The organism is Tropicibacter sp. Alg240-R139 (genome assembly GCF_900537075.1).
Classification (GTDB): Bacteria; Pseudomonadota; Alphaproteobacteria; order Rhodobacterales; family Rhodobacteraceae; genus Falsiruegeria.
Window position 1 is genome coordinate 986,085 of sequence record NZ_UNRA01000001.1, and the last position, 20,008, is coordinate 1,006,092.

Sequence of the window (20,008 nt, forward strand, 5' to 3'; positions counted from 1 at the left end):
TTTCATCCTGCCGAAATTGCCTCTTGCCGCCCGACCCAGGCGCGCAATTGCGCCGCCAGTGGTTTCAAGCCGATCGCCTGCTCGGGCGTGAGTGTGCCAACGGCCAAGAGGCCTGTCAGCAGGCCACTATGGGCGTCGATCATGTCATCGGCAGGCACTTCGGGTACATCCACGCGGGCGGGCTTTGGATGTTCGGCGGGTTCGGCCACGGCGGCGGATTCGCCGTCCGGAGATACGGCTTCCAGAGCAGGGGCTCCGTCTTTGTCTTCGGCAACCGCAAGCTCGTCAGACGGGTCTATTTTCAGCGAGGCTTGCTGTGGTTCGGTCGGCAGTTCGGTTTTGATTCGGGATGGTTTGGTCAGGAACGAAGGCAGTTCCTGTGCGGGGGGCTCTGCGGCGTTGTCCGGGGCAGGGAGGTCCATACCCATCTGCCCGTCGGTTACATCATCTGGCGTGCTCCTGGCACGTAGTTGAACAACCGTGTCGTCAGTTTGCACCGGCTCAACCACTGCCGCCTCATCCAGACCCTGCGACAGTTCGGATACATGGGCCACGCCTTGTTCGCGCAAGATTTTTTGCACACCCTTGATTGTCAGCCCATCATCATGCAGCAGCCGCTTGATGCCACCCAACAGCAGCATGTCGGCAGGGCGGTAATACCTGCGCCCGCCTGCACGTTTGACGGGTTTGACCTGGGTGAATTTGCTTTCCCAGAACCTCAACACATGGGCCTGAATCCCCAGCCACTCCGCAACTTCGCTAATGGTGCGAAAGGCGTCAGGTGATTTGCTCATGGGTTTGTATTCCTAAAGCTATTTTCGGTTTCCGGCCGCGACCCGGTCTTTCATCAAATGCGACGGCCGAAAGGTCAGAACGCGTCGAGGCTGAATTGGCACCTCTTCACCCGTTTTTGGATTCCTGCCGATGCGGGCCGATTTGTCCCGAACGCTAAAAGTTCCAAATGAAGAAATCTTTACTTGCTCGCCGTTCACCAAAGCGTCCGACATATGTTCGAGCATGCTTTCCACCAGCTGTGCGCTTTCATTGCGCGACAGGCCAACTTCGCGGAAAACCGCTTCGCTCAGATCCATCCGTGTTAGAGTTTTTTCACCCATACCGTCCCCCATGTCCTTGCAAGAGCATAGGGCGTCTGGAATTTCCCTGTCAATATCAATGAATTGCGTCAGGCGCTTTGCGCTGCATCGCGCCAAGTTGCCGCAGGGTCAGTTGTGCCGGATCACCAGCGCAAAACAACCGCGCCCCAGGCCAACCCACCACCGATGGCTTCGGTTACGATCAGATCGCCTTGTTTGATTTGTCCGCGTGCCTTGCCAACGGACAGGGCAAGTGGGATCGAGGCCGCCGAGGTGTTGCCGTGATCCTGTACTGTGACGACCACCTTGTCCATCGGCAAGCCCATCTTCTTGGCTGTGCCTTGAATGATGCGGATGTTGGCCTGATGGGGCACAATCCAATCGACATCGGCGTTTCCAAGACCTGCTTTGGTCAATGCTGATTCGGCGGTTTTCGCCAGTTTTTCAACGGCATGGCGGAACACTTGGTTGCCCTGCATCCGAAGGTGACCGGTGCTTTGGGTGGAGACACCCCCGTCAACATAGAGCAGATCCTTGTAGCGACCGTCCGAATTCAGATCGACCGACAGGATGCCGCGATCTTCGGTCGTGCCGGCGCTGTCCTGCTTTTCCAGAACAAGAGCACCTGCGCCGTCGCCAAAGAGAACACAGGTCGAGCGATCCGTCCAATCCATGATGCGCGAGAAGGTTTCGGCCCCGATGACAAGCACCCGGTTTGCCTGACCCGAAATTATCAGAGCATTGGCATTGCTGAGCGCATAAACGAATCCGGCGCAAACCGCCTGAACGTCAAAGGCAAAGCCACGCGTCATACCCAAAGTCGACTGCACCATGGTCGCGGCAGAGGGGAAGGTCAGGTCGGCTGTCGATGTGGCAACTACGATGGCGTCAATATCATCCGGTTCCAACCCAGCATCGGCCAGCGCCGCACGCGCTGCGTTGGCCGCGAGTTGCGAGGTTGTTTCACCCTCGGCCGCAAAATGTCGCTGCTCGATTCCCGAGCGGGCCCGAATCCATTCATCGGACGTATCAAGCATCGTCTCGAATTCGGAATTGGGTACGACGCGTTCAGGCAGATAATGCCCGACACCTGTGACGACTGCGCGGCCTGTCATGGGTTATTTTTGCCCTTCTTGTCCTTCTGCGTCTGCTGACGCTGGGTGAGCCTCATCTTGGGTAAGCTCGACGGTGGATGCAACCCGTGCGGCCAGTTTTTCGGCAAAACCTGACTGCGCCAGCGTAAATGCCAGTTTGACCGCAGACGACACGCCGGTGGCGTCAGCACCGCCGTGGGATTTGACCACCGTGCCGTTGAGACCCAAGAAAACGCCTCCGTTGACCCGGCGTGGATCAATACGTTTTTTCAAGCGGTTAAGCGATGTAATAGCCAAGACCGAAGCCAAGCGTGACAAGGGCGAGTACTTAAACGCCTCGCGCAGCAGTTGGCCAATCAGACTGGCGGTGCCTTCGCCCGTTTTGATCGCAACATTGCCGGTAAACCCGTCCGTCACGATGACGTCAGCCTTGTTGCCAGGGATGTCGCCGCCTTCGACAAAACCAACAAAATCGAAACTTGCGGCCTCGGCAAAGCCCGAGATCATGGCATGCGCTTCTTTTAGTTCAGGTCGGCCCTTGTGCTCTTCGGTGCCCACATTCAGCAACCCGATGCGCGGGCGTTTCAGCTCAAGCCCATTTCGGGCGTATGAGGCGCCCATGAGCGCATATTGCAGCAAGTCCTTGGCGTCAGCGCGAATGTCGGCGCCCACGTCCAGCATCACGTTGAACCCTTGCGGGTTGGTTGACGGCCACAGAACGGCGATGGCAGGGCGGTTCACGCCGGGCAATTTGCGCAGGCGCATCATGCTGAGCGCCATCAAAGCACCGGTATTGCCACACGAAACCGCACCAGCCGCGTCGCCTTTGCGCACCGATTCCAGCGTCGACCACATCGAGGTTCCCTTGCCATGGCGCACGACCTGGCTGGGTTTGTCCTCCATCGTAACAACGTCTTGAGAATCGCGAAAAGCGACGCGTCCATCCAGGATGCGTCGCTTGGCGACCAATGGGCGCAATGTATCCTCGGGGCCATGCAGAATGAAACCGATGTCCGGGTTCTTGTCTGCTGACTGTGCAATACCTGCCACCACGACCGACGGACCGGCGTCTCCGCCCATTGCGTCAACCGAGATAATGATGCGCCCGGCGGGAGTGCCGATCTGATCGGGCTGAGCCGTCATTATTGCGTGGCCTGTATCTGCAAGGACTTAGGCTGCGTCTTCGTCCAGATCGATCTCGTCGGCCTGAGCGACGATTTCTTTGTCGTCATAGTGGCCGCATGCTGCGCAAACGTGGTGCGGACGCTTCAGTTCGCCGCAGTTCGAACATTCGTTCGGGTTTGCAGCAACCAGAGCATCGTGCGCACGACGGTTGTTGCGGCGCGACTTGGATACTTTGTTCTGTTGGACAGCCATTGTCTCAACCTTTGTCTCAGTGGGCCCGGGAATTGTTCCCTTGGGCCGAGTTTCAGTGTTCGTTCTCGTGGTGTGACGCGCGTTTAGGCCTGTGCCGCCGCAATGTCCAACCGTAATTCCGATGAGCGCGCGAAAATACTGCGATTCTCGGTTTGCGCAAGGGTGTTTTTCTGCAGGGCTGCTATGACAGCTTTCACAGGCGCTGTCATTCCTCTTTTTTCAGCTTGTCGCGCAAATCTGCAAGACCCGCAAAGGGTTTGACATCTTCGTCTGTCATAGCCGCCTTTCCGGGCTCAGTGATATTCAATTGTCCCAGTTCAGCCTCGCCTGCACGCGGATACTCAGGCAAATTCAACGCCAAAGCTTCGACCATCATTGCAAAAATGTCGATTTCCGTGCCCAGTTGATCTGCGTCTTCATCTTGGGTCATTTCGATCTCGGGATCATCTGGGTCGACCCAGTCGGTCAGCAAAATGCGCCGCACGGAGGTATCCAGCCTCGTCGTCACAGGGTCGAGCGTGACCACGCAGGGCTGTACCACGGTGGCACCCAGAACGGCTGTGACTTCCCAGTCTTTCTTACCACAGGCTGTGATCTGACCCGCAAAGCTGAGCTTGCGCAGGCCCAGCAACGCCAGGTCGCTCTGAATCTGGCTCTGGGTGCTTGCATCGGGGCGCAGCACAAAAGAAGTCGGCGCATTTTGCGGCAGATCCGCGACCCGCCACACAGTTTTGTCGGACATGAAACAACTTTCGTTGGTTGAACCAGAGGCTCGGTTTCTGTAATCGGGATAAAAGGCGTCTACAGCCAAGGCAAGAGGGCAGACATGTTCAAGACCGCAGACCTGCTGAAATCGGCGTACCGTATCGCCATTCTGGGCGCAACGGTTGGCATCTTGTCAGCCTGCACCTCAATGTACCGCAATCATGGCTATGTTCCCAGCGAGGAAGACCTGGCCCAGGTTCAGGTTGGAGTGGACACGCGAGACAGTGTGATACAGGCGGTTGGGGCGCCCACCTCTTCCGGCGTGCTTGAGCAAAGCGGATACTACTATGTCTCTACCCGGATGCGCCACTATGGGCCCGTCAAACCTCAGGTGGTCTCACGTCAGCTCGTTGCTATCAGCTTCGACCAACGTGGGGTGGTGCGCAATATCGAACGGTTCAGCTTGGCCGATGGCCGGGTGATCCCGCTTGAACGCCGCGTGACCGACTCGAGCATCGAGGACAAGACCTTCCTGCGTCAGCTGCTTGGCAACCTGGGTAACTTCAACCCCGGTTCGGTTCTGAGCCAGTAAGCCGACAATCGGTCACCCCGGTGTCACATCTTGTATGCTAGGCGGGGCTTGGCTACGGTTGAGACGTGATCTTGCGGAGGACGAGACCTTGGCATCTGGGACACTTCTGAGCAAAGGTCGCTACTGCGCTCGCGTTGGTCGTGGAGCGGGGGATATTCTGGCCGCCCAACACTTGCGGACAAGAGCCTTTGGTACGACTGCTCTGGATCGGGATACTTTTGATGATTTCTGCGCCCATATCTTGATCGAGGATACCGAAGCGGACCAATTGGTGTGCTGTTTTCGAATGCTGATCATGGAGGGCGGGCACGAGGTCTCTAACAGCTACTCCGCCCAATACTATGATCTCTCCGCGCTTGGTGATTTTCAGGGCCGCATGGTCGAGATGGGGCGTTTTTGCATCGACCCTGCGCTGAACGATCCCGATGTCCTGCGTGTTGCATGGGGTGCAATGACCACTTTTGTTGACGGCAACGGGATTGAAATGCTCTTTGGTTGCTCGTCCTTTGCTGGCACCGCGACCGAAGAGTATCTGGATGCCTTCGCCATGCTCAAACACCGCCACTTGGCCCCCAAATGCTGGTTGCCACGGGTCAAAGCCCCCGATGTGTTCCGCTATGCAGCTCGGCTACGGCGCAAGCCGGATGCCAAAAAGGCAATGCTCGGGATGCCTCCGCTGCTGCGCACCTATCTGATGATGGGGGGGTGGGTCAGTGATCATGCAGTGGTCGACAAGCAGATGAACACACTGCATGTTTTTACCGGAGTTGAAATCCAGTCGATTCCGCCCGCTCGCAAGAAGCTTTTGCGAGGTGTGGCGAGCGGCGTCACCTGATCTTGTTGCAACGACCCGCGTGCTGACATAGTCAGCGCTTATGTCGACTATACCTCTTTTGCAGATGTCTGGGATTTCGCTGACCTTCGGCGGTGATCCGGTGTTTTCCGAACTTGATCTGGTGGTTCAACCCAGTGACCGTGTGGCCTTGGTCGGGCGCAACGGTTCGGGGAAATCCACCTTGATGAAAGTCATGGCCGGTCTGGTTGAATCGGACGAAGGCACCATCGTTGTGCCGCCAGGAAAATCCGTGGGCTACATGGAGCAAGACCCAACGATGGCGGGCTTTGCGACGCTTGGCGATTATGCCACCAGTGCACTGGAACCCGGAGAACTGTACAAGGTGGAACGCGCGGGTGAAGGGCTGAAATTTGATCCCGCGCGTGCTGTCGAAACGGCCTCGGGTGGTGAACGACGGCGCGCAGCGTTGGCCAAGCTGATGGCGGAAGCGCCGGATCTGATGTTGCTGGACGAGCCGACCAACCATCTGGATATCGAGGCGATCGCCTGGCTGGAACGTGAACTGGGCGCGACTCGGGCAGGTTTTGTCCTGATCTCGCACGACCGTGCGTTCCTGCGTGCGCTGACACGGGCAACGCTTTGGATCGACCGGGGGCAGGTGCGGCGGCAGGAGAAAGGGTTCGAAGCGTTCGAGGCCTGGCGAGACCAGGTCTGGGAAGAAGAGGACATGCAACGCCACAAGCTGAACCGCCTGATCAAGTCCGAAGCCCGTTGGGCCGTGGAAGGGATCAGCGCCCGGCGCAAGCGTAATCAGGGACGGGTGCGCGCCTTGCAAAACCTGCGCGCAGAACGTGCGGGGCAGATCAAGCGGCAAGGCACAGCGGATTTTGCCTTGGACGCAAGCCCCAAATCCGGCCGCAAAGTGATTGAGGTCGAAGGCATCGCCAAATCATATGGTGACAAGCAGATCGCACGAGATTTTGACCTTCAGGTGCAGCGCGGCGATCGGGTGGCTTTTGTCGGACCCAACGGTGTCGGCAAGACGACGTTGCTCAAACTGTTGTTGGGGCAGGAAACCCCGGACGAGGGAACAGTAAAGCTGGGCACCAACCTGGATATCGCCGTCTTTGATCAGGCCCGTGCGCAGTTGGACCCTGACATGAGCCTTTGGGACAGCCTGACGGGGGATCCCGAAATGCGCGTGTCCGGCAAGGCTGATCAGGTCATGGTACGCGGCACGCCAAAGCATGTTGTGGGCTACCTCAAGGATTTTCTGTTTGACGAACGCCAGGCCCGTGCACCTGTTCGCTCGCTCTCGGGTGGGGAAAAGGCGCGGCTTTTGCTGGCCAAGCTGATGGCGCAAAGCTCGAATTTGTTGGTGCTGGACGAACCGACCAATGATCTGGACGTGGAAACATTGGATCTGCTGCAAGAGCTTATGGATGACTATGACGGCACCGTTCTGCTGGTCAGTCACGACCGCGATTTCCTGGACAGGGTGGCCACGACGACCATCGCAATGGAGGGCGACGGTCGCGCTACGGTCTATGCCGGTGGTTGGAGCGACTACATCGCGCAACGCGGTCCGTTGGGTGGGGAAAAGGCCACAAAATCAAAAGCAAACAAGCCAAATATCAAGCAAGAACCCAAGCCGAAATCCGGGCTTTCGTATACCGAAAAACACCGCCTTGAAAAGCTGCCCGCCGAAATCGAGCGCCTTGAGGCCGAGATTGCCAAACTCGAAGAATTGATGGCAGACCCCGAGCTTTTCACCCGCGAACCAGTCAAGTTCCAAAAAGCGACCGAGGCTTTGGTGCTGCGGCAGGAAAAACTCGCTGCCATCGAAGAGGAATGGCTGCTGCTTGAGGAAAAGGCTGAGGGCTGAGAATTCAGGGCAACAGACGGGCGGGGTTGCCGACAACCTGCCCGTCATCGGGAACATCCTTTAACACGACGCTGCCCGCACCAACGATTGCCCGGTCACCGATGGTGACACCAGGCATGATGATTGCGCCGCCGCCGATCCACACGTTTTCGCCAATGGTGACGGGCAGGGCAAATTCCATCCCGTCTTTGCGCGCTTGCGGCTCTTTGGCGTGTTGGGCGCAATAAATCTGAACGGTCGGTCCCAGCATTGTGTCGGTTCCGATTTGAACAGTCGCCGAATCCAGAATGGTGCAGCCGGTATTCAGAAATACCCGATCCCCCAACGAGATATTCATGCCATAAGCGCAATGAAATTGCCCCTCAATATAACAATCCTCGCCAACGGTTTGGAACAATTCTACCAGTTCGGGAATCAAATCCCTGCGTTTATCGGGGGCGCGATGATTGTGCCGGAACAAGGCGGTCCGGGCACGATCGCGTAGCGCCTCCAATTCGGGATCTAGGCAGCTGTACCAGTCTCCGGTCAACATTTTTTGCAGCGGTGTCATCTGCGCCCCCTGTTTCGACTCAACGCATCCGCAGCGCGCCGTCCAGACGGATGACTTCACCGTTCAAATAGCCCATCTCAACCATGAACCCAGCCAGACGCCCGTATTCGGCCGGATCGCCCAAGCGGGCAGGGTTCGGAACATCCGCAGCCAGCTGCGCTTGGATCTCTTCAGGGAGACCGGCCAGCATAGGGGTCATGAAGATGCCCGGTGCGATGGTATTTACGCGAATGCCGCTTGACGACAGATCACGCGCCATGGGCAGGGTCATGCCCACAACACCGCCTTTGGAGGCCGAGTAGGCGGCCTGGCCCTTTTGGCCGTCAAAGGCAGCGATCGAGGCAGTGTTGATGATCACGCCACGCCCGCCATCTGGCTCTGGTTCGTTCCTGCCCATTTCCATCGCAGCCAGACGCGAAACGTTGAAGGTGCCCACCAGATTGATGTCGATGGTGCGCTGGAAAGCGTCCAACGGGTGCGGGCCGTCTTTGCCTACGGTCTTGATGCCATAGGCGATGCCGGCGCAGTTCACACAGGCTGTGATCTTGCCCATTTTGTCCATGGCATGCGCGATGGCAGCCGCGACCGAAGCTTCGTCGGTGACATCGGTCTGCGCGAAATAGCCGCCGATTTCTTCGGCAACTTTGGGGCCGCGTTCAGCGTCGCGGTCCAGGATGGTGACCAGCGCGCCCTTGTTGGCAAAGTGGCGGGCGGTGGCTTCGCCCAGACCCGAAGCGCCGCCGGTGATCACCGCGGCTGTGGTGGACAATTCCATTTTGGGTTCCTCTCCCCGTGATATGAACATATGTTCAAATAATCACGCGGACGTCAGCCTGTCCAGTCACCACTCATCAGCTTGGCGTCCAGCGCCGCGAGGGGACGCAGCGTTCTGCCCAACGGGGGCCACCAGAGCCATGTTCCACCCAACCTGCGCATCTGTGCCCCAGTGCCTAGTTTGAACCGCGCGAGCCCCGGCGCGTCTTCGGTCGAAATCACGCCAAGGTCCAGCCGTTGTAATCCCTTGCGGGCGGCCCAGGTCATGGCCTGCCACATAAGCAGGTTCTGCGCGCAAAGGTGGCGTCCTTGCGCTATGGTATGGGACACGTGATAGGTAGCAACCGACCCGTGCCGCAGCAACAACAGCCCCGCGACAGGGGACTTGCCGACAAAGGCCGTGAACAACTTGGCCTGACCGGGATTCCTTTCCGCGAACGCGCAGGTCAGCGCTGCAGGCCAATTGCGGTACCCGCGGTGACGTTGTCGGTGGGCATCTTCTTTTAGCAGCCAATGATGTGGGTCGGTGGGCATGTTTTGGCGGGCGACACGCAGGTTTTGCTGTTCTGCCTGCTTTAGGCGATTGCGCCACTTCTGATGGAGCCGGGCCCGCAGATCGCCAGTCAGGTCCAGTTCGGCGCATGTTGCTGGGCTGAAAAGAGGCAGGGCACCAATCTGCGACAGGTCAGGATCAAAGCGATCAGGATTCAACAGGATAGGCCCCCGAAAGCCCGCCAACACTTTGGGCAAATCCTGCGTTTTCGTCTGGTACCGTGACAACATCAGCAAGGGGCCGCGTTTCATGGCGACAGACCCGTCTGCCAGATATTTTGGGGCGCGACCAAATCGCACTAGCGCTGCGGCAAACTCTGCGCTTTGTTGCAGCGCGGGCAGGGGGTCAGTTGCGGCGAAATCGAACATCAGGCGATTAACGCATCTGAAACCTAAATCACGGTTAATGCGACCATGCCTCGCGTTTACGGAAAATCGGCAGCCAGCGCCCGAATGACCAAAACTGCGGCCTTGCTATTGGCGGTTGCCTTGTCGGTGCCCGTCTTTGCAGGCCTGAGCTTGATCGACTGGCTTTGGCTGTAAACAAAGATGAACCGCCGCCTTTTTGAAAGCGACGGTTTTCAAAAATAGTATAAGGGCTTAACCCAATTGCACTAGCGCGTGACGCTTTTTGCCCGCGCTCAGCTTGATCGGCGATGACAAAGCACCGGTGTCGATCATAAGGCCGCCGTCGGTCAAAGGCGCATCGTCCAGTTTGGCACCGTTTTCGGCGATCAGGCGCTTGGCCTCTTTGCCGGACTTGGCCAGACCAGATTTTACGATCAACTGCACAATGGATACAGGCAAGTCGCTCGCGTTCATGGTCAGAGTGGGCAGATCGTCGCCCACACCACCTTTTTCGAACACTTCGCGTGCGGTCGCCGCTGCCGCAGTTGCAGCATCTGCACCATGACACAACGTGGTCACCGCATTGGCGAGCACAATTTTGGCATCATTGATTTCAGACCCGGCCAGCGCACCCAGGCGCTCGCATTCATCCACTGGCAGTTCAGTATAGAGTTTCAGGAACCGGCAAACGTCTGCGTCGGTCGTATTGCGCCAGAACTGCCAGAATTCATAAGGCGAGCGCATGTCGGGGTTCAACCAGACTGCACCGTCCTGAGATTTGCCCATCTTCTTGCCGTCGCTGGTGGTCAGCAGCGGAGACGTCAGGCCAAAGACTTCGCCTTCGATGGTGCGGCGGGTCAGGTCGATGCCGTTGACGATATTGCCCCACTGATCAGACCCGCCCATCTGCAGCACACAGCCATAGCGGCGGTTCAGTTCCATGAAATCATAGGCCTGAAGGATCATGTAGTTGAATTCCAGGAACGACAGCGACTGTTCCCGATCAAGGCGGGATTTCACCGACTCAAACGCAAGCATGCGGTTGACTGAAAAATGCCTCCCGATGTCGCGCAGGAATTCGAGATAGTTCAGCCCGTCCAGCCATTCAGCGTTGTTGAGCATCAGGGCCGCGTTGTCTGCACCGCTGTCGTAGTCGATGTAAGCCGAAAACACCTTTTTGATGCCGGCGATATTGTCGTCGATCTGTGCCTCGGTCAGCAGTGGGCGTTCGTCCGCACGAAAGGACGGATCGCCGACCTTGGTGGTGCCGCCGCCCATCAGGGTGATCGGTTTGTGGCCAGTCTTTTGCAGCCACCGCAGCATCATGATTTGGATCAGCGAGCCGACATGCAGCGATTTGGCGGTCGCATCAAAGCCGATATAACCCGGTTGCACACCCTTCATCAGTGCCTCATCAAGGCCCTGATAATCGGTGCAGTCAGCCAAAAAGCCGCGCTCGATCATCACAGCGATGAAATCCGATTTGGGATGATAGGTCATGTCTTGCCTCGGGTTTATGTTGCGGGGCAGTGTATAGAGCGCAAAGCCACGAGAGGGAAACCATTTTCCATGTGTTTTTGCGGTGCGGGACAACAAAGGATAGCGCCATGAGCAGGGCCATCAGACAAGACGGGCCACTCCGGGCCTTGGGGGCGATGTCGGGAACGTCGCTGGATGGTGTGGATGCGGCCGTGATCGAGACCGATGGCGCCCGCATTTTCGGCTTCGGACCAAGTAGTTATCGGGCCTATTCCACTGAACAGCGCGCGGTCCTGAGGGCGGGCCTGGGACAGTGGACCGGGGACTCTGTTGATGCGGCGGGGCAGTTGGTGACCCAGGCGCATGCCACGGCCCTGGCGGGATTCGATGACGTGGAGCTTGTGGGCTTTCACGGGCAGACGCTGGCTCATGACCCTCAGGGGCGTCGCACATTACAGGTGGGCAACGGTGCCGAGTTGGCGCAGACTTTGGGGCGCCCGGTGGTCTGGGATTTCCGATCCGATGATGTGGCCATGGGCGGCGAGGGCGCGCCGCTGGCGCCGTTCTTTCACTTTGCCTGTGCCAAATGGGTGGGGGCGGATGCGCCTGTTTGTTTTCTGAACTTGGGTGGGGTTGGCAATCTAACGTATGTTGACCCGTCCTTTGATCAACCCGAAAAACCGGGCGCATTGCTGGCCTTTGATACTGGTCCGGCCAACGCGCCGATCAACGATCTGATGCAGGCCCGCCTTGGGTTGCCAATGGACAGAGACGGCGCTGTTGCGGCAGACGGCGAAGTTGAAACCGGCGCTCTGGAACTATTTCTCGCTGAGCCCTATTTCTCAAGAATGCCTCCGAAGTCATTGGATCGAAATGATTTTGATGAGATGATCGAATTGGTGAAGGAACTGGGAGACGCCGACGCTGTGGCAACCCTGACCGGTATGTGCGCCGCAGGCGTGGTTCAGGGGATCGAACACTGCCCCAAGCCGCCCTCCCGTGTTTTGGTTACCGGTGGCGGGCGTCACAACCCCGTGCTGATGGAGATGCTGCGGGTCTCGCTTGATTGCACGGTCGAGCCGGTCGAGGCCGTGGGGCTGGACGGCGACATGCTTGAGGCGCAGGCTTTTGCCTATCTTGCAGTACGCGTGGCTCGAGGGATGGCGACGTCTTGTCCGGGAACAACTGGGGTTGGAGCATTGGTTGGTGGCGGGATTTTGAGCGTTCCGGATGCTGGATAGCCGTTAGGGGCGCTGCCCCCGTCGCGTTGCGACTCCCCCGGGATATTTTTGGCCAGATGAAAGTTGGATCCTAGCGAATAAGCTTGCGGGTGTAGTCTGCCGTGAACTGGGTGTAGCCGTCTGATGTGGATTTCAGATGCTCTTGGGTCCAGCGGTGAAAGGCAGGGAGCTGGTGAAACGGCACGTTGGGGAAGCTGTGATGTTCGGCGTGATATGGCATGTTCCAGGCCAGAAACCGCACGATCTGGTTGGTGAATGTGGTGCGCGAATTCTCCAGCATATTGGCCACGGGCGGGCAAAGTCCGTGTTCGGCCAGCAGATAGAGGCGCAGAACCGGCTGGGCGGTGATCAGCGGCAGCAACCAGGCCCAGAACAGTAACGGTGACCAAATCAGGCTGAGGGCACCAAGAGCGTAGAGGCCAAGCAAAATGCGCGCCTCGTGTTGCATGGCGCCATGTTGGCGTTCGGGCAGGTAGGGGGCATCGAGCTGTCCCTTGGCGTTGGCGATTATCGTTTTTGCCATGCCGGACCAGTAGAACCAGCCGCTGAGGTAGATTAGCATATCTGGCCAGTTTCCGGGGCGCGGTTTGCCCGCCAGTTCCGGGTCACGCTTGGGATCGTTGGTCCATTTGTGATGGGCCAAGTGGAAATAGCGGAACCAGATAAAGGGGAGGGCGATCAGCAGGCCGACGATGTGGCCCACGAGTTCGTTCAGCCAGCGGCTTTTGAACGGGGTCTGGTGGGTGCATTCGTGGCTGAGTGTGAATAGGAACACCAACAGGATGCCTTGTGGCAAAATCAGCAGGCCCCAAAACGGGACCTGCATGGCTATGCCAAGGGTGCACAGCCCCAGGGCGGCAACATAAAGCGACAGGTGTTTCAGGCCGGCCTGATCAGACCGTTCAGTCAACTGTGATTTGGCCTCGGGCGGCAGGCTGGCGATGAGCGTGCGATGATCCATAGCATCAACCTGTCAGCGGCATTTACCTTTGGCAAGCGCTTCATGCGCGGGGGATGTCGAATCCCTTGTCTGCCAATTCGAACCCTTCGAATCGGAAGCCAGGAGAGACTGTGCAACTGACCAGAGTGTAGTTCCCGGTGCTGCGCGCGGCCTGCCAGTGGCCTTCGGGCACAATCAGTTGCGGCGCACCCTCGTTCAAATCAGGGCTTAGGGTGTGGTCAGTGGCCGGGCCTTCATCGGTGGCACTCATTGACAGGATCAGCGGTGCACCGGCGTGAAACAGCCAGATCTCGGTCGCATCGACCCGGTGCCAATGGCTGCTTTCCCCGGCTTGCAACAGGAAATAAATGCAGGTGCCTGTGGGGCGGCCTTCGTTCTCGGCTGCCCAAGTTTGGCGGTACCAACCACCCTCGGGGTGGCGGGAAAGGTCTAGATGGTCAATGATCTGCTCGGGGGTCATAGTGGCCTCTGTGGTGGGTTTGCTGCGACTATGCCGGGGGCGGGCGCATTGTGCTATGGCAATCGTGAGTTCAGCACTTATGTTGCGGACCATGACACTGATGATCCCCTTCGACAATTCCTATGCGCTCCTTCCAGGCGTGTTCTATTCCAAACAGGCGCCGGTCCCTGTGCGCGCCCCGCGATTGATAGCGTTCAACGCCGATCTGGCCGCCGTGATGGGCATTGCGCCTGGCGATGTTCAGGAAATGGCGCAGGTTTTTGCCGGCAATGAAGTGCCAGAGGGCGCTGACCCGCTCGCGCAGCTATATGCGGGGCACCAATTCGGCCATTATAACCCAAAACTTGGTGACGGGCGTGCGGTCCTGTTGGGTGAAACCGTGGGGGCGGACGGGCTGCGACGTGACTTGCAGCTCAAAGGTTCGGGGCGCACACCCTATTCGCGGCAAGGTGACGGGCGCGCCTGGCTGGGGCCGGTGCTTCGGGAATATGTGGTGTCTGAGGCGATGCATGCGCTTGGAATTGCGACGACCCGTGCGCTGGCTGCGGTTGAAACCGGTGAGACTGTTTTGCGTGAGGCACCGCTGCCAGGCGCTGTATTGGCGCGCGTGGCGTCCAGCCACTTGCGGGTGGGCACGTTTCAAATATTCGCTGCGCGAGGTGAAATGGGCAACCTCAAACGGCTCACAGACTACGCCATCGCGCGGCACTATCCGCACGCCAAGGGTCCGATGGGGCTGTTGCGCGCGGTTCGGGACGCACAGGTCAAACTGATTGCGCAATGGATGGGCGTGGGTTTCATCCATGGTGTCATGAACACTGACAACAGCTCGATCTCTGGTGAAACCATCGATTATGGCCCTTGCGCCTTTATGGACGGTTATCATCCCAACACGGTTTACAGCTCGATCGACCGGATGGGACGGTACGCCTATTCGAACCAGCCTGATATCGCGGTCTGGAATATGGCGCAGCTGGCGACGTCATTGATCCAACAGATGCCCGACCGCGAGGCTGCAGTCGAAGAGGCGACCGAGGTTGTGCACGCGATGCCAGATCTGTTGCAAAAGGCTTGGCTGGAACAGTTCCGGCGCAAACTGGGCCTGACCGGTGCACACGACGGCGACGCCGAGTTGATCGCGGACCTGCTGCAGCGAATGGCGCAAAATCAGGCTGATTTCACCAATACATTTCGGGCGTTGGGGCGGCCGGAAGGGCGGGACCAATTCATTGATCCGGCAGCTTATGACGTGTGGCTGGCAAAATGGCAGGGGCGAGCCGAATCCGAGGCCAACCCGTTGGTCGTGATCACTGACACCAACCCGGCATTTATTCCGCGCAACCACCGGGTAGAGCAGATGATTCAGGCGGCCCTGGTTGGGGACTATGTTTTGTTTCGTAGGTTGCAATCCGTCTTGGCGACCCCGTTTGCCGACCAGCCGGATCATGCGGATTTGCAAAGCCCACCCGATGAAAGCGAAGTTGTGCAGGCGACATTTTGCGGAACCTGATCAACGCAGTCGCTCAACGATAAGCTTGACGTTTTGCGGTGCCGCGCCTCGCTGCAAGCGAGGCGCCCGGCCCAACGCCGCAAAGGCCCGTCAGGGCACGAAGCGGGGGCGGGAGGAGCTCCGAATGATCAGGGACGGTTGATCAAGTAGATGCCAGCGGCGACAAGTGCCAAAGCGGCCCAGATCTGCAGGCCGATTTGTTCGCCCAGCAAGGCCCAGCCGAGCAGAACCGCCAACACTGGTGACAGAAAGCTGAACGAGGCAACGGCGCTGGCCTGATAGACCGCCAGCAGGCGAAACCAGGCCAGAAAGCCAAGGCCCACAACACCGATCGACTGAAATGCCAGCCCGGCCAAATGGATGGGCTGTAGATCGCGGATCAATTCGCCAAACAAAGGCGCCGCGAGCAAAAGCAAGGGCGCGGAGACCACAAGCTGACACATCAGTTGCATTTCGGCGCTGGCCTTAGACAGATCCGTCATCCGCACCACAAGCGCGATCCCGGCCCAACAAATAGCTGCCGCCAACGCAAGCAAATCGCCCAGCAGGCTGACGTGACCACCGTCCCGATCGGCAAAAGCCACGATGATGCCGCCCATGGCCAGAACCAGCCCGAAAATGCGCATTCGACTGAGCCGCTCTCCCGGCAACAGCACGTGCCCGGCGAGTGTCAGCCACACAGGCATTGAGTAAAACAGGATCGAAGAGCGCGATACCGTGGTCCGGTCTAGTGCGGAAAAAATGCAGATAAACTCCACTGTAAACAGCAGTCCAGACAACGCACCGCCCCAGAGCGCGGCGCGCGGCAGTTCAATAGGTGACCGAAAGACTCGCATCCATATCAACAGAAAGACCAATGCGCCGACAGACCTAAGACCTGCCTGAAACACGGGGCCAAAACCACTGCCGGTGACTTTGATCACCACCTGGTTAAAAGCGAGTAGCAGCGCGATCCCGATAAGGGCGGCAGCACCAGAGGCGTCAATGGGACGTTTTTGATCCATGTGCCCAAAGGATGAGCAATGTGTTGTTATGTCAACCCACAATGGAAGTGTCGCAGAGGGTGAGACCTTGCGTCCCTTGGACCTATCCCTCAACATCCTGCAGATTGCGGACAACTTCGAATTTGGACATGATTTTATGCTTCGATTGGCCAGCTACAACATCCAGAAATGCGTAGGCCTCGATTTTCGACGTCTCCCTCGGCGCATCCTGCAGGTGCTGGACCGAGTCGGTGCACAAATCGTAGTACTGCAAGAGGCCGATAAACGCCTGCCGCCGCGTCCTGCGGCGCTGCCACATTTCGTTTTGGACGAAGCGGGCTGGAATATCGTCGATCTGGGGGGCGCGGGTAGCCTGGGCTGGCACGGCAATGCTGTGATCTGGCGAGGCGAAGGGGTGCATGAGCTGGAAACCGGGCAAATGGCGCTGCCGGGGATAGAGCCGCGCGGCGCTGTTTGGGTGTCTTTTGATACGCCCATCGGCCCGCTGCGCGTGGTGGGCACGCATCTGGGGCTGTTGTCTCATTCGCGGCAACAGCAGGTGATGCATATCAGCCGTCACATTCAGGGCCTGCCCGAGATGCCCACCGTTTGGGCAGGGGACTTCAATGAATGGTCACGCCAGCCCGTGTTGGACCATCTGGCCCCTCAGATGCGGTTCCTTCCCCCGTTACCAAGCTTTCCATCGCCACAACCCATCGGGCCGCTGGATCGGATCGCGCTGGGGCCGGGTTTGCAGGCGACTGGACATGGGGTGCATTCGGACCGTCCGGCCCATATTGCGTCAGACCATTTGCCGATCTGGGCGGATATTCAGGCTGGATGACGTCGCACCCATCGTGTTTTGAACATCCAGTTGCGTCATGGGTACGCTGTAAACCCCGCGAAACAGAACTTCATGCATTTAGATGTCGTGGTCTTTCGCCATCAACAGGGCTGATTGGGCCAGCGCGTCTCGTCCCGCTGAATACTGGTCATGGGCTGGGTATCCTTTGACTGAAGGGGCTTGAATGGTGCGTGTTCTGGAAAACAATCGCGATAAAAGCTTTGTAGTCTGGTTCGGCTTCTTTCGCTTGTTTCCTTGAATATGGCCAAAGAAGCGCACTGTATCAGAGAATAGCATTTCGAACCCTCCTATGTTTTCCAGAAGGATCATCAAGCCGTCAATGCGCTTTGGATAGTTACACGATGAAACCCGATCAGTACGCTTTTGGGACTGGACAGAAAATCGCCAACAGAACTAGCCTAGTTATTGGAGGATCAGATGACATCAAGCAAGCCATACGGCCTTCTCTGTCCTGTGTCCAAAGCCTGCGATCTGCTTGGCGCCAGATGGACATTGCCAATTCTGTGCGAAATGTGGGCGGGGGAGACTCGGTTCAACGACATCCGGCGAGCTGTCGGAGGGGTTTCACCGACCGTTCTATCAAGGCGCTTGAGCGAAATGGAGCAGTCCGGATTGATTGCTCGGGTAGAAGATCGCGCTCAAGGCACAGTCGACTATGTCCGCACGCAAAAGGCAATTGATCTTGAACCGGCGTTGATGGCGCTTGGGCGTTGGTCACAGCGCAATATCGAGGCCGAAATAGCCCTGTCGTATGATGTGTCAACGCTCATGTGGGCAATGCGTCGACTTGATACCAGTGCGTTTCCCAACCGCCGCATCGTGATCCGCTTCAAGTTCACTGAAAGTTCCGGCAGACACGATACGTATTGGCTTTTGTTCCGTCCCGGCCTTCCGCTAGAGATCTGCGTCGATGTTCCGGGTTTTGATGTCGATGTGTTTGTCGAGACCTCCGAGCAGTCGTTCGCGGCTGTCATTCTGGGGCGGTCTACAATCGAAAGAGAGGTTGGGGACGGTCGGCTATACTTAACCGGAGACGCGGTCATGATGAGAACTCTGAACGAATGGTTTCCGCGCTCCGGCTATGCCGATACCGACGAGATCCTCCCGACGCGAGAACCAGCGTACACTGAAGTGTCCTAGAGGCTTCGTTGGGGTGTGTTCGTGGTCCTTGACCGCAGTCGTTCACAGCGAAAAAAAAACGCGCCACAATCGGGCGCGTTTTCCTTGCATCATGCGGCTGAACGAGGTCCGCTTTTAGCGCCGCGTTTGGGGCTGCGACGGCGGCGGTTGCCGTTTCCACCCGGTTTGGCGCCCATGCCACCCTGTGGCCCGCCACGGTTGCCGCCGCGGTTTCCACCGCGACCAGGACCTTTGCCACGCGCGGGTTTGGCCTCTTCTTCAACCGGTTGCCACGGACGGCCCGAGGCGACGGGGATCTGCTGGCCGATCACCTTCTGGATGGCGCGGAATTCGTCCATCTCGTCTGGAGCACAGAATGCGATGGCGGCGCCGTCCTTGCCCGCGCGTGCGGTGCGTCCGATCCGGTGCACATAGGCATCCGGAACGTTGGGCAAGTCATAGTTGTAGACGTGTTTGACGTCCGGGATGTCCAGACCACGCGCGGCCACATCCGTTGCCACCAACACTTTGACATCGCCAGCCTTGAAGGCGGCAATTGCGCGTTCGCGCTGACCTTGGCTTTTGTTGCCATGCACGGCGGCAGTGGCATACCCGGCTTTCTCAAGCACACGCGCCAGCTTATCCGACCCGTGTTTGGTGCGGCCGAAGACGATTGCCCGTTCTTCGCGGTGACCATCCAGCAGCTCGATCAAGAGCTTGGACTTTTCGGCCTTTGCGATGAAGTGGATCGCCTGCGTGACCTTGTCGGCGGTCTTGCCGGGGGGCGAGACTTCGATCCGTTTAGGGTTTTTCAGATAGCTTTGCGCGATCTCGTTCATCTGTTTGGGCATAGTGGCCGAAAACAGCATGGTCTGGCGATCCGTAGGCAGAACACCTGCAATCTTGCGCAGCGCGTGGATAAAGCCCAGGTCCAGCATCTGGTCGGCCTCGTCCAGCACCAGGAAAGAACATTCCTCCAGGTCCAGAGCCTTGCGGTCCATCAGGTCCAGCAAGCGTCCGGGCGTGGCCACCAGAATGTCGATGCCGCGTTCAAGCCGCTTGATCTGTGGGTTGATCGACACGCCGCCCACAACAATCGCAACTTTGATCGGAGTGTTTTCGGTTAACGTTTTGAGGGTCTCGGCAATCTGTTGAGCCAGCTCGCGGGTAGGGGCCAGGATCAGGCTGCGCACGACACCATGTGCAGGCTTGCGGCCGTATTTCAGCATCAAGGTCACCAGCGGCAGGCCAAAGGCCGCCGTTTTGCCGGTACCGGTCTGGGCAAGGCCCATCACGTCTTCACCGTTCAGAGCGTGCGGAATGGCACGTTTCTGGATCGGGGTCGGTTCGGTGATTCCCATGTCATTCAGACGGTTCACCAGGACCTTGGGCAGGTCCATCATGTCAAAATCGCTCAATTCATTTCCTTTCACGCCTGCCAACACGGCAAACGCAACATGGCCGCCCCTTATGGGCGACCGCTTGGGGCGCGCGGAGCCTCGGGCTTGCGGGGCCGAATGCCCTTCAAGCCGGTCCGGCGCTTTGCCCCACGCGTGATTTTGGGAACATCAGGTTCAGGTCCATGACGGCAATCCAATGTCTGGATCGGTCGGTTTATCCGCT

Annotated in this window: 23 protein-coding genes; 8 read left to right on the forward strand and 15 right to left on the reverse strand. The window is 58.3% G+C overall.

What is annotated here, in order from left to right; all coding sequences use genetic code 11:
* Positions 1 to 2: 2 nt before the first annotated feature.
* The 6 genes from G6R15_RS22835 to G6R15_RS04825 form a co-directional block, all read right to left on the reverse strand.
* The gene (locus G6R15_RS22835; protein WP_240336658.1) at positions 3 to 794 is read right to left on the reverse strand and encodes a MerR family transcriptional regulator; all 792 of its coding nucleotides are present in this window, start codon (positions 792 to 794) and stop codon (positions 3 to 5) included.
* An 18-nt stretch (positions 795 to 812) separates the two neighbouring features.
* Entirely contained in the window at positions 813 to 1,115 is a 303-nt protein-coding gene (ihfA, locus tag G6R15_RS04805; protein ID WP_164658628.1) for an integration host factor subunit alpha, read from the reverse strand.
* 122 nt (positions 1,116 to 1,237) lie between these two features.
* A complete protein-coding gene (locus G6R15_RS04810) occupies positions 1,238 to 2,209 on the reverse strand; it encodes a beta-ketoacyl-ACP synthase III (protein WP_164658629.1) in 972 nt (323 codons plus the stop codon).
* A gap of 3 nt (positions 2,210 to 2,212) precedes the next feature.
* Positions 2,213 to 3,331 carry a phosphate acyltransferase PlsX gene (gene plsX, locus G6R15_RS04815; RefSeq protein WP_164658630.1) on the reverse strand — a complete coding sequence of 373 codons (1,119 nt, stop codon included), beginning with the start codon at positions 3,329 to 3,331 and terminating at the stop codon, positions 2,213 to 2,215.
* A gap of 27 nt (positions 3,332 to 3,358) precedes the next feature.
* Complete coding sequence (gene rpmF, locus G6R15_RS04820) at positions 3,359 to 3,565, reverse strand: 50S ribosomal protein L32 (RefSeq protein ID WP_164658631.1); 207 nt, start codon at positions 3,563 to 3,565, stop codon at positions 3,359 to 3,361.
* A 205-nt stretch (positions 3,566 to 3,770) separates the two neighbouring features.
* Positions 3,771 to 4,307 (reverse strand): DUF177 domain-containing protein, encoded by a 537-nt coding sequence (locus G6R15_RS04825; RefSeq protein ID WP_164658632.1) that lies wholly within the window; start codon positions 4,305 to 4,307, stop codon positions 3,771 to 3,773.
* An 84-nt stretch (positions 4,308 to 4,391) separates the two neighbouring features.
* Here G6R15_RS04825 and G6R15_RS04830 point away from each other — a divergent pair, with 84 nt between their 5' ends.
* The 3 genes from G6R15_RS04830 (at position 4,392) to G6R15_RS04840 (ending at position 7,543) form a co-directional block, all read left to right on the forward strand.
* Positions 4,392 to 4,862, forward strand: a complete 471-nt coding sequence (locus tag G6R15_RS04830; protein WP_164658633.1) for an outer membrane protein assembly factor BamE — start codon at positions 4,392 to 4,394, stop codon at positions 4,860 to 4,862.
* A gap of 88 nt (positions 4,863 to 4,950) precedes the next feature.
* Positions 4,951 to 5,697 (forward strand): GNAT family N-acetyltransferase, encoded by a 747-nt coding sequence (locus G6R15_RS04835; protein WP_240336659.1) that lies wholly within the window; start codon positions 4,951 to 4,953, stop codon positions 5,695 to 5,697.
* 40 nt (positions 5,698 to 5,737) lie between these two features.
* On the forward strand, positions 5,738 to 7,543 hold the full coding sequence (locus tag G6R15_RS04840) for an ABC-F family ATP-binding cassette domain-containing protein (protein WP_164658635.1): 1,806 nt from the start codon (positions 5,738 to 5,740) through the stop codon (positions 7,541 to 7,543).
* Positions 7,544 to 7,547: 4 nt separating this feature from the next.
* Here G6R15_RS04840 and G6R15_RS04845 read toward each other — a convergent pair whose 3' ends face one another.
* The 3 genes from G6R15_RS04845 to G6R15_RS04855 are packed head-to-tail and all read right to left on the reverse strand — an operon-like array spanning position 7,548 to position 9,788.
* Positions 7,548 to 8,093 (reverse strand): sugar O-acetyltransferase, encoded by a 546-nt coding sequence (locus G6R15_RS04845; protein WP_164658636.1) that lies wholly within the window; start codon positions 8,091 to 8,093, stop codon positions 7,548 to 7,550.
* A 19-nt stretch (positions 8,094 to 8,112) separates the two neighbouring features.
* Positions 8,113 to 8,868, reverse strand: coding sequence for a 3-hydroxyacyl-CoA dehydrogenase (locus tag G6R15_RS04850; protein WP_164658637.1), 756 nt, complete (start codon positions 8,866 to 8,868; stop codon positions 8,113 to 8,115).
* A gap of 53 nt (positions 8,869 to 8,921) precedes the next feature.
* Positions 8,922 to 9,788: a GNAT family N-acetyltransferase gene (locus G6R15_RS04855; protein ID WP_164658638.1), complete on the reverse strand. Its 867-nt coding sequence runs from the start codon at positions 9,786 to 9,788 to the stop codon at positions 8,922 to 8,924.
* Positions 9,789 to 9,833: 45 nt separating this feature from the next.
* Between G6R15_RS04855 and G6R15_RS22995 the strand changes: the two genes are divergently transcribed.
* Positions 9,834 to 9,962 (forward strand): hypothetical protein, encoded by a 129-nt coding sequence (locus G6R15_RS22995; RefSeq protein WP_255456118.1) that lies wholly within the window; start codon positions 9,834 to 9,836, stop codon positions 9,960 to 9,962.
* Between the two features lie 57 nt (positions 9,963 to 10,019).
* On the opposite strand, the gene tyrS is transcribed toward G6R15_RS22995, so the two are convergent.
* Positions 10,020 to 11,267 carry a tyrosine--tRNA ligase gene (gene tyrS, locus G6R15_RS04860; RefSeq protein ID WP_164658639.1) on the reverse strand — a complete coding sequence of 416 codons (1,248 nt, stop codon included), beginning with the start codon at positions 11,265 to 11,267 and terminating at the stop codon, positions 10,020 to 10,022.
* A 107-nt stretch (positions 11,268 to 11,374) separates the two neighbouring features.
* Between tyrS and G6R15_RS04865 the strand changes: the two genes are divergently transcribed.
* Positions 11,375 to 12,487 (forward strand): anhydro-N-acetylmuramic acid kinase, encoded by a 1,113-nt coding sequence (locus tag G6R15_RS04865; protein WP_164658640.1) that lies wholly within the window; start codon positions 11,375 to 11,377, stop codon positions 12,485 to 12,487.
* A gap of 70 nt (positions 12,488 to 12,557) precedes the next feature.
* On the opposite strand, the gene G6R15_RS04870 is transcribed toward G6R15_RS04865, so the two are convergent.
* On the reverse strand, positions 12,558 to 13,448 hold the full coding sequence (locus G6R15_RS04870) for a fatty acid desaturase (RefSeq protein ID WP_164658641.1): 891 nt from the start codon (positions 13,446 to 13,448) through the stop codon (positions 12,558 to 12,560).
* 40 nt (positions 13,449 to 13,488) lie between these two features.
* On the reverse strand, positions 13,489 to 13,908 hold the full coding sequence (locus G6R15_RS04875) for a cupin domain-containing protein (RefSeq protein ID WP_164659264.1): 420 nt from the start codon (positions 13,906 to 13,908) through the stop codon (positions 13,489 to 13,491).
* Between the two features lie 91 nt (positions 13,909 to 13,999).
* Between G6R15_RS04875 and G6R15_RS04880 the strand changes: the two genes are divergently transcribed.
* Positions 14,000 to 15,418, forward strand: coding sequence for a YdiU family protein (locus G6R15_RS04880; RefSeq protein ID WP_164658642.1), 1,419 nt, complete (start codon positions 14,000 to 14,002; stop codon positions 15,416 to 15,418).
* A 128-nt stretch (positions 15,419 to 15,546) separates the two neighbouring features.
* Here G6R15_RS04880 and G6R15_RS04885 read toward each other — a convergent pair whose 3' ends face one another.
* Entirely contained in the window at positions 15,547 to 16,422 is an 876-nt protein-coding gene (locus G6R15_RS04885; RefSeq protein ID WP_164658643.1) for a DMT family transporter, read from the reverse strand.
* Between the two features lie 136 nt (positions 16,423 to 16,558).
* Between G6R15_RS04885 and G6R15_RS04890 the strand changes: the two genes are divergently transcribed.
* Entirely contained in the window at positions 16,559 to 17,245 is a 687-nt protein-coding gene (locus G6R15_RS04890; protein ID WP_164659265.1) for an endonuclease/exonuclease/phosphatase family protein, read from the forward strand.
* Between the two features lie 78 nt (positions 17,246 to 17,323).
* Here G6R15_RS04890 and G6R15_RS04895 read toward each other — a convergent pair whose 3' ends face one another.
* Entirely contained in the window at positions 17,324 to 17,575 is a 252-nt protein-coding gene (locus G6R15_RS04895; protein WP_164658644.1) for a hypothetical protein, read from the reverse strand.
* A 108-nt stretch (positions 17,576 to 17,683) separates the two neighbouring features.
* On the opposite strand from G6R15_RS04895, the gene G6R15_RS04900 reads away from it, so the two are divergent.
* Complete coding sequence (locus G6R15_RS04900; protein WP_164658645.1) at positions 17,684 to 18,406, forward strand: helix-turn-helix domain-containing protein; 723 nt, start codon at positions 17,684 to 17,686, stop codon at positions 18,404 to 18,406.
* Between the two features lie 89 nt (positions 18,407 to 18,495).
* Here the strand turns inward: G6R15_RS04900 and G6R15_RS04905 are convergent, their stop codons facing one another.
* The gene (locus G6R15_RS04905) at positions 18,496 to 19,803 is read right to left on the reverse strand and encodes a DEAD/DEAH box helicase (RefSeq protein ID WP_240336660.1); all 1,308 of its coding nucleotides are present in this window, start codon (positions 19,801 to 19,803) and stop codon (positions 18,496 to 18,498) included.
* Positions 19,804 to 20,008: the final 205 nt, after the last annotated feature.

Excerpts from the sequence above, each read along its gene's own strand:
- G6R15_RS22835 (WP_240336658.1), bottom strand. The coding sequence starts at position 794 with ATGAGCAAATCACCTGACGCCTTTCGCACCATTAGCGAAGTTGCGGAG.
- ihfA (WP_164658628.1), bottom strand. The coding sequence starts at position 1,115 with ATGGGTGAAAAAACTCTAACACGGATGGATCTGAGCGAAGCGGTTTTC.
- G6R15_RS04810 (WP_164658629.1), bottom strand. The coding sequence starts at position 2,209 with ATGACAGGCCGCGCAGTCGTCACAGGTGTCGGGCATTATCTGCCTGAA.
- plsX (WP_164658630.1), bottom strand. The coding sequence starts at position 3,331 with ATGACGGCTCAGCCCGATCAGATCGGCACTCCCGCCGGGCGCATCATT.
- rpmF (WP_164658631.1), bottom strand. The coding sequence starts at position 3,565 with ATGGCTGTCCAACAGAACAAAGTATCCAAGTCGCGCCGCAACAACCGT.
- G6R15_RS04825 (WP_164658632.1), bottom strand. The coding sequence starts at position 4,307 with ATGTCCGACAAAACTGTGTGGCGGGTCGCGGATCTGCCGCAAAATGCG.
- G6R15_RS04830 (WP_164658633.1), top strand. The coding sequence starts at position 4,392 with ATGTTCAAGACCGCAGACCTGCTGAAATCGGCGTACCGTATCGCCATT.
- G6R15_RS04840 (WP_164658635.1), top strand. The coding sequence starts at position 5,738 with ATGTCGACTATACCTCTTTTGCAGATGTCTGGGATTTCGCTGACCTTC.
- G6R15_RS04845 (WP_164658636.1), bottom strand. The coding sequence starts at position 8,093 with ATGACACCGCTGCAAAAAATGTTGACCGGAGACTGGTACAGCTGCCTA.
- G6R15_RS04850 (WP_164658637.1), bottom strand. The coding sequence starts at position 8,868 with ATGGAATTGTCCACCACAGCCGCGGTGATCACCGGCGGCGCTTCGGGT.
- G6R15_RS04855 (WP_164658638.1), bottom strand. The coding sequence starts at position 9,788 with ATGTTCGATTTCGCCGCAACTGACCCCCTGCCCGCGCTGCAACAAAGC.
- G6R15_RS22995 (WP_255456118.1), top strand. The coding sequence starts at position 9,834 with ATGCCTCGCGTTTACGGAAAATCGGCAGCCAGCGCCCGAATGACCAAA.
- tyrS (WP_164658639.1), bottom strand. The coding sequence starts at position 11,267 with ATGACCTATCATCCCAAATCGGATTTCATCGCTGTGATGATCGAGCGC.
- G6R15_RS04865 (WP_164658640.1), top strand. The coding sequence starts at position 11,375 with ATGAGCAGGGCCATCAGACAAGACGGGCCACTCCGGGCCTTGGGGGCG.
- G6R15_RS04870 (WP_164658641.1), bottom strand. The coding sequence starts at position 13,448 with ATGGATCATCGCACGCTCATCGCCAGCCTGCCGCCCGAGGCCAAATCA.
- G6R15_RS04875 (WP_164659264.1), bottom strand. The coding sequence starts at position 13,908 with ATGACCCCCGAGCAGATCATTGACCATCTAGACCTTTCCCGCCACCCC.
- G6R15_RS04880 (WP_164658642.1), top strand. The coding sequence starts at position 14,000 with ATGACACTGATGATCCCCTTCGACAATTCCTATGCGCTCCTTCCAGGC.
- G6R15_RS04885 (WP_164658643.1), bottom strand. The coding sequence starts at position 16,422 with ATGGATCAAAAACGTCCCATTGACGCCTCTGGTGCTGCCGCCCTTATC.
- G6R15_RS04890 (WP_164659265.1), top strand. The coding sequence starts at position 16,559 with ATGCTTCGATTGGCCAGCTACAACATCCAGAAATGCGTAGGCCTCGAT.
- G6R15_RS04895 (WP_164658644.1), bottom strand. The coding sequence starts at position 17,575 with ATGATCCTTCTGGAAAACATAGGAGGGTTCGAAATGCTATTCTCTGAT.
- G6R15_RS04900 (WP_164658645.1), top strand. The coding sequence starts at position 17,684 with ATGACATCAAGCAAGCCATACGGCCTTCTCTGTCCTGTGTCCAAAGCC.